At 50.7% G+C, this 7,323-nt stretch carries 7 protein-coding genes; 6 read left to right on the top strand and 1 reads right to left on the bottom strand.

Translation table 11 applies throughout. The features are described from left to right. The coding region (locus tag QOS10_RS05370; RefSeq protein WP_283594252.1) for a helix-turn-helix domain-containing protein at nt 1-104 on the bottom strand (104 nt) is incomplete at its 3' end. 154 nt (nt 105-258) lie between these two features. On the opposite strand from QOS10_RS05370, the gene QOS10_RS05365 reads away from it, so the two are divergent. The 6 genes from QOS10_RS05365 to holA all read left to right on the top strand — a co-directional run bounded on the left by QOS10_RS05365 (nt 259) and on the right by holA (nt 7,246). Beyond that, on the top strand, nt 259-390 hold the full coding sequence (locus QOS10_RS05365; RefSeq protein WP_283594247.1) for a KxYKxGKxW signal peptide domain-containing protein: 132 nt from the start codon (nt 259-261) through the stop codon (nt 388-390). Between the two features lie 436 nt (nt 391-826). Next, entirely contained in the window at nt 827-2,686 is a 1,860-nt protein-coding gene (locus QOS10_RS05360) for a glycoside hydrolase family 68 protein (RefSeq protein WP_283594249.1), read from the top strand. Between the two features lie 114 nt (nt 2,687-2,800). Then, on the top strand, nt 2,801-3,430 hold the full coding sequence (locus QOS10_RS05355; protein WP_283594245.1) for a helix-hairpin-helix domain-containing protein: 630 nt from the start codon (nt 2,801-2,803) through the stop codon (nt 3,428-3,430). Between the two features lie 56 nt (nt 3,431-3,486). Next, the gene (locus tag QOS10_RS05350; RefSeq protein WP_283594244.1) at nt 3,487-3,972 is read left to right on the top strand and encodes a ComE operon protein 2; all 486 of its coding nucleotides are present in this window, start codon (nt 3,487-3,489) and stop codon (nt 3,970-3,972) included. A 38-nt stretch (nt 3,973-4,010) separates the two neighbouring features. Then, on the top strand, nt 4,011-6,242 hold the full coding sequence (locus tag QOS10_RS05345) for a DNA internalization-related competence protein ComEC/Rec2 (RefSeq protein WP_283594243.1): 2,232 nt from the start codon (nt 4,011-4,013) through the stop codon (nt 6,240-6,242). After that, nucleotides 6,212-7,246, top strand: coding sequence for a DNA polymerase III subunit delta (gene holA, locus QOS10_RS05340; RefSeq protein WP_283594242.1), 1,035 nt, complete (start codon nt 6,212-6,214; stop codon nt 7,244-7,246). Before QOS10_RS05345 ends, holA begins: the two co-directional genes overlap by 31 nt. Nucleotides 7,247-7,323 lie beyond the last annotated feature (77 nt).

The following is a 7,323-nucleotide window of genomic DNA, read 5'->3' as shown; positions in this document are numbered from 1 at the left end:
AAGTAGTTAGCGATGTATTGCAAGGAACGTCCTTCATTATGAAGCGTTTCAATGACAACACGGTTCTGGAATGATAAGTGCTCATCAAGGACCTTCTTTCTAATGGATTGTGTGGTAACACCATTAAAGACCTTGATGGGTTTTTCTGTCCACTTAATTGTTCAACTTAAATTTTACAATCTGCCAATTCGATAAATTCGTGATACTTTATTTGTGTCAAATGTCAAACGTTTAGCAATTATTTAGGAAGGGATCTTTATGGAATACAAAGAACATAAGAAAATGTACAAGGCTGGTAAAAAGTGGGCAGTTGCTGCCTTAGTATCTGCTAGTGTATTGGCCTGGGGGATGACGGCCAGTGCGGATAAGTTCTACCGCTTCATCAGTTGATGCTAGTCAAAGCAGTTCAATGGTTGCTGCCAGTGGTCATGAGGCAGCCGCACAGTCCAGCGTGGCTAGTCTGGGTAGCCCGCAACCAGCTGCTGTAAGCCAATCATCTGCTCCTGCCACGCAGACCACAGATGCAAGCAATTCGAATGTTCAGAAGTCAACTGCACCCGCAGCTGCGCAAAAGCAAGACGCACCGGCTGCCGGCACAGCTAAGAATGAGACTCCTGCTAAGGAAAACACCACTAATAATGCAGAGCATACTGAGCAAACTGCCCAGCCTGCTCACCAAATGACAGAGAGTCAGTCAACGGGCTTAAATTCCCAAGCGGCAGCTGTCGTTAAGAATGCGGGAATCGATCCTTCAACCCTGACGCCAAAGCAGATTAAGGAGTTAAATGAAATTAACTTCTCTAAGCATGCCCAGACGGGTACCCAGATGACTTACAACGACTTTAAGAAGATCGCTGATACGCTGATCAAACAAGACCCGCGTTATGCAGTTCCATTCTTTAACGCTAAGCAAATTCAGAATATGCCTGCCGCTCATACCCGTGATGCTCAAACCGGCCAGATTGTGGACATGGATGTTTGGGATTCATGGCCGGTTCAAGACATTAAGACGGGTTATGTTTCTAACTGGAATGGTTATCAATTAGTTATCGCCAGGATGGGGATTCCAAACGTAAACGATAATCACATTTACCTGCTTTACAATAAATATGGTGATAATAACTTGGCTGACTGGAAGAATGCCGGACCGATCTTCGGTTATAATGCTACCCCCGTTAGTCAAGAATGGTCCGGATCCGCAACCGTCAACCCGGATGGGACAATTCAACTGTTCTACACACGAGTTGATACAAGCGATAATAATACGAACCATCAGAAACTTGCTAGTGCAACAATTTATCTGAATCATAATGACGAAGATGGTACGGTTTCAATTGACCATGTTGCTAACGATCACATTGTGTTTGAAGGGGATGGCTACCACTACCAAACCTACAAGCAATGGCGCGCAACTAATAAGGGTGCCGACAATATTGCAATGCGTGATGCACACGTCATTGAGGATAATGATGGTAACCGTTATCTGATCTTTGAAGCAAGTACGGGTCTTGAAAACTACCAAGGACCTGAACAAATCTTCAATTGGCAAAACTATGGTGGCGACGACAAGTTCAACGTCGATAACTTCTTCCACCTCTTGTCCAATGCTGATATGAACAGCCGGGCATCTTGGGCCAATGCTGCTATCGGGATCTTAAAGCTTAATAATGATATTGAGAATCCTCAGGTCAGTGAAGTTTACACGCCTTTGGTTACTGCACCGATGGTTAGTGATGAAATTGAACGTCCGGATGTTGTTAAGCTGGGTGATAAGTACTATCTTTTTGCCGCTACTAGGTTGAACCGTGGTACCAATGATGATGCTTGGAACGCAGCTGACAAGACTGTTGGTGACAACGTTGTCATGGTTGGTTACGTTTCTGACAAGTTAACGGGTGGCTACAAGCCATTAAATGATTCTGGCGTTGTCTTAACTGCCTCCGTTCCCGCAAACTGGAGAACAGCAACTTACTCATACTACGCAGTACCCGTTGAGGGACACCCTGATCAAGTTCTGATTACCTCATACATCACAAACCGGGGTGGAGTTGCTGGAAAGGGCATGGACTCAACCTGGGCCCCAAGCTTCTTGGTCCAAGTCAACCCAGATAACACGACGACGGTTCTAGCACGGATGACCAACCAGGGGGACTGGATTTGGGACAACACCAGCGAGAACGATAATATGAAGGGTGTTCTTAATAAGGATGCTGCTAACGGTGCTGCTCTGCCTGGTGAATGGGGCAAGCCTACTGACTGGGATACGATTGGTGGTTACGGCTTAGTTCCACATGAACCAGGTGAACCAAACACCCCAAACACCCCAAACACCCCAAACACCCCAAACACGCCAAATACTCCTAATACTCCGAACACCCCAAACACCCCAAACACACCAAACACGCCGAATACTCCTAACACCCCTAATACCCCAAACACGCCAAATACCCCTAATACTCCGAACACCCCAAACACGCCAAATACCCCTAATACTCCAAACACGCCGAATACTCCTAACACCCCTAACACGCCAAATACCCCGAATACACCAAATGAACCTCAAAAGCCTGAAAAGCCGTCAAACAAGTTGCCACAAACTGGTAACGTCAATGCAGCCACTGGGCTTGGCCTGGTTTCATTGCTGATGATGTTTGGCCTGGCAGGGATGAATAAGCGTCGTTACTAAGATGATTTATTCCTACTAAATTAGAATGCCTCACAATTATGCTAACAGTTGTGAGGTATTTTTTATGTATCAAATTAATATTTTCCCGTATTTATTATATGGGAGGGGGATGTAATGGAACGTCTGAAGGAAATTTGGGAAAGCTATCGATATCAACTGCTGATCCTGGTTGCCGTATTAGGACTAGTAGGCGCGTGGCTAATGAAGCGGCCCGCAGAAGCGCCCGATCAGATTGAGCAGACCATGGCAATCGGTTCAACAAGCAGCGCAGTCATGTCAACGGCATCTTCGGTCGGTGGCAAGGTTTGTGTTGATGTGAAGGGTGCGGTCAGGCATCCGGGAATCTATAAGCTGAAAGGCGGCTCCCGGGTAAATGAAGCCGTGGCTGCAGCTGGCGGGATTATGGACAATGCCGATATGAAACAGGTTAACCTTGCTAAACAGCTCGCTGACCAGGAGGTTGTCTATGTACCGGTGAACGGTGAAACGATGCCCGGAACCAGTGCGGTAGGAACGGCTAATGTCAGCAGTGCAAGTTCAGCCAGCGGGGCAGCAATTATTAACCTCAATACGGCGACGAAGGAGCAGCTATGCCAAATTACCGGAATCGGGGACAAGAAGGCGGACCTGATCCTGCAGTATCGTGAGCAGCATGGGCAATTTAAGTCGGTGGATGAACTAAAGCAGGTAAGCGGGTTTGGCGATAAGACAGTCGAGAAAATCAAGGATCAGTTGGCCGTCTAGCTTTTGGTTTGAGTGGATTCTTTGCTATACTATATCAGACAAAGGAGTGACGAAAAATGGCAAGAAAGCGAATTGATTGGGATCAGTACTTTATGATTCAGGCGGCACTGCTCGCTTCGCGCAGTACGTGCAACCGCCTGTCCGTTGGGGCCGTCCTTGTGCGGGATAAACGGATTATTGCCGGTGGGTACAACGGGTCGGTTTCTGGCGATGAACACTGTATTGATGCCGGATGCTACCTGCGGGACGGACACTGTGTCCGGACCATTCACGCCGAAATGAATGCAATTCTGCAGTGCGCTAAGTTTGGGATCTCAATGGACGGAGCCAGCTTGTACGTGACTGACTTTCCTTGTCTGCAATGCACTAAGAGCCTTCTGCAAGCAGGAATTAAAGAGATCAACTACATTCGCAACTACCACAATGATGATTACGCAATGAAGCTGATTAAGCTTAAGAACATCCACCTCCACCAAATCAAGCTTGATGACGATATTCTAGATGAGGTTCGCTTGGGACAGTATATTCGCCCTGAGCAATAGAAGAAATTCGTCATTACTGGATATTTCCGGCCCTGGTGATGGGGTCGGTGACTGTCGCAATTCTTGGGCCGCAGCCGTACTGCTGGCTATTTACCGCCTACCTCCTGTTGCGGGTTTGCTGCCTGCGACGGCCGGCTGTTCTGCTGGCCTGCTGCTTGAGTATCGTAGTTGCGGGTGGGATCTGTTGGTCTTTTCAACGCCAAATTAGCAGGAAAACCGTCGTTGATCGGCACCCAGTTACCCAGGTGGTTAAAGTGCTACCGGATGATATCAAGGTTCAAGATGGTTTTGTGACGGCCGTCGGAACAGACCAGCAGTCTAAGACCCGTGAATCCCTGGCCGTTAGTGTGCGGGATCCCCAGTTGCTTGACCAGTTTCGCTGCCTTGACCGGCCAACCGAATGGCAGCTGACGGGGATGATCCAGCCGGTGATGCCTGCCACCAACGAAAATGAATTTGACTTATGCCGCTACTATCAGCAACGGCGGGTCTATAATCAGGTTCGGCTTGACCAACCACCATTAGTCAGGAACGTGACGCAACGGGGACTCTGCGACCGGTGCCATTGCTGGCGCTGGCGGTTGAGCAATTACTTTAACCGGATGCCGGAACCATTGGCTGGATATTGTCAGCAGTTAATCATTGGACGGAATAGCGCGGCCAATGACCAGCTGATGGCAGATGTCAAAAAGCTCGGCGTGATTCATCTTTTCTGTATTTCGGGGATGCACGTGGTCCTGCTGGTCACGATTCTGCGCTGGCTCGGTGTGTACCTGTGGCTGGACCGTGAGCTGGTCGATGGCTTGCTGATTTTGGCATTGCCGTTCTACCTAATCGTTGCCGGGGGCGCGCCGAGCCTGATTCGGGCGGTGATTATGGCCGAGGCGGGGCTGCTGCAGGACATCTTGAAGCTTGACCGCCTGGACAGCTGGGCACTGAGCCTGTTGGTTGGAATGGCCTGGGAGCCCGCAGTCCTGCTCAGTTTGGGCGGCCAATTGAGCTACCTGTTATCGTTCCTGCTCCAGGTGATGGATCGCCAGATTACGGCATTGAGGCAGTGCCTCTTCCTGAGCCTAGCCAGTTTGCCGGCAATTTTGAGCTATGTCTTTGAATTTCACTGGCTCAGTCTGGTAATCAGCTATCCAATGATTCCACTGTTTTCATTCGTGCTCTTTCCGTTGGTTCTGGTGAGTGCGGGGACCTATTGGCTGGTGCCGGCAGTTGGCGAGCTGGTGAATCGGCTACTTTTATTCTTCCAGCGGCTGGTGGGACTGGTTGCCCAGCTACCGGGTGAAGTGGTCTTTGGCAAGCCGGCCTTCTGGATGGCGACGGTACTGTTCCTCTTGACGCTCTGGTGCATCAGCAGCTATCGAAGTGCGCGGCGCTGGCTGATGCTGTCCTTAACATATCTTAGCTGCTTTCTAGTGATCCACCTGCCGCTTACTGGTGAGGTAAACTTTGTGGATATCGGGCAGGGAGACTGTATTATCATTCGGGAACCCTTTAATCGGCATGTAATGATGATCGATACCGGTGGAAAATTGAATTTTGGCCGGCGTCAACCGGTGCGCACCCGTGATGTTGCCACCCGGACCAGTATTAATTATCTGAAGAGCCGGGGAATCGACCATATTGATACCATTTACCTCAGTCACCGGGATGCCGATCACATTGGCTACCTGCCGACGGTCCTTCAGAACATGCGGGTCAGTCGGGTTGCGGTCCCGGCGGGGATGGAGAAACAACCGGTACTGACCCGAAAGGTGGGGACGGTTAATCAGCCGCAGATTATTCCGGTTACGGATCAGCATCCTAACATTGACCCGAATCTGAAGATCCTGCACCCGTTCGCTCCCGGCGAGGCAAAAAATGAGGATTCGATGGTGCTGACCGGCCGTTTCGGCGGCCAACAATTTGTCTTCACCGGTGACCTGGACCGGGCTGGTGAGTGCGCGGTTCTTGAGCACTATCCAGGACTGCATGCCGATATTTTGAAGCTGGGGCACCACGGCAGCAGGACGGCCAGCGATGAACGCTTTTTGGATCAGCTGCATCCACAGTGGGTAATCATCTCGGCAGGGCGTTTCAATCGTTACCACCATCCCAATGACGAGGTAGTGGCGAGTCTTCGGCAGCGCCAGATAAAAATCCTTTCGACCCAGCAGTACGGGATGATCAGATATGCATATACGCGGCAGCGCGGTCATTGGCAGACTACACTTAAAGGAGAAGAACTGAAATGGACATTACCGAATTGTCTCAACAATTGAAAAAGGCGAGTCCAGCGCCAATCTACCTGGTGCTGGGAACGCAGCAAGCTTTGCAGCAGCAGGCCCTTGACCAGTTTCTGAGTCTGATTCCATCGGCTGAGCAGGTGATGAATGTCGGGCGTTACGACATGGAGACCACCCCGGTTGCCACGGCACTAGATGATGCGATGTCGGCCCCGTTCTTCGGGGAGCGGCGGCTGGTGGTGATCAACAAGCCGTACTTTCTCACCGGTGAAAAGAAGCGGGGAAAGATTGACCATGACCTGGACTCGTTCAAGCATTACCTGAATCACCCCGAGATGACCACCATCCTGGTAATCCTGGCACCATACGAGAAACTTGACGGCCGCAAGGGAATTGTTAAGGACCTCAAAAAGGCCGCTGTGACGATTAGTGCGGCGCCACTGAACGAGCAGCAGGCCCGTCAGCAGGTCGTGGGCCGTTTGATGGATGCTGGCTTCCAAATCGATCAGGCGGCGGTCGACGAGTTGGTTCGGCGTACCAATGCCGACTATGGACTGATGATCGCTAACCTGGCCAAGTTGCAGATTCTGGCCTATAAGGATAAGTATATTACTCAGCAACAGGTGGCCGCGCTGGTTCCACAGTCGCTTGACGAAAATGTCTTTGACCTGGTGACAGCGGTTCTTCGGCACGACCAGGTCAAGTCACTCAGCCTGTACCGTCAGCTGCTGGCTGGTCAGCAGCAGCCTCTGCGGATCAACGCTGTACTGGTGGGGCAGTTCCGGCTGCTGATTCAGCTGAAAGTGTTGAGCAGCCGCGGCCTCAGCCAGGGCAACCTGGCCAAGCAGCTCAATGTTCACCCATACCGGGTCAAACTCGGGTTGCGGACGGCCCGCAACTTCTCCCTGTTAGCCCTGGAGAATGCCTACCTGGGTTTAGTCCGGATCGAACGGGCCCTCAAGACGACCCAGCGCGACCCAGCCCTGCTTTTCCAGCTTTTTATGCTTCAGTATGCCCACCAGGCGCGGGTAGCAAAATAAAAACAGCAGCAACCGTGAACAAATCGTTCGCCGCTGCTGCTGTTTGCGTTTAAACTAAAAAACAGGCAATCGTATCG

This window comes from Limosilactobacillus galli, assembly GCF_947381495.1.
GTDB classification, from domain to species: Bacteria; Bacillota; Bacilli; order Lactobacillales; family Lactobacillaceae; genus Limosilactobacillus; species Limosilactobacillus galli.
The sequence above is the reverse complement of the archived record's forward strand: the minus strand, read 5'-3'. Positions and strand labels throughout refer to the sequence as shown.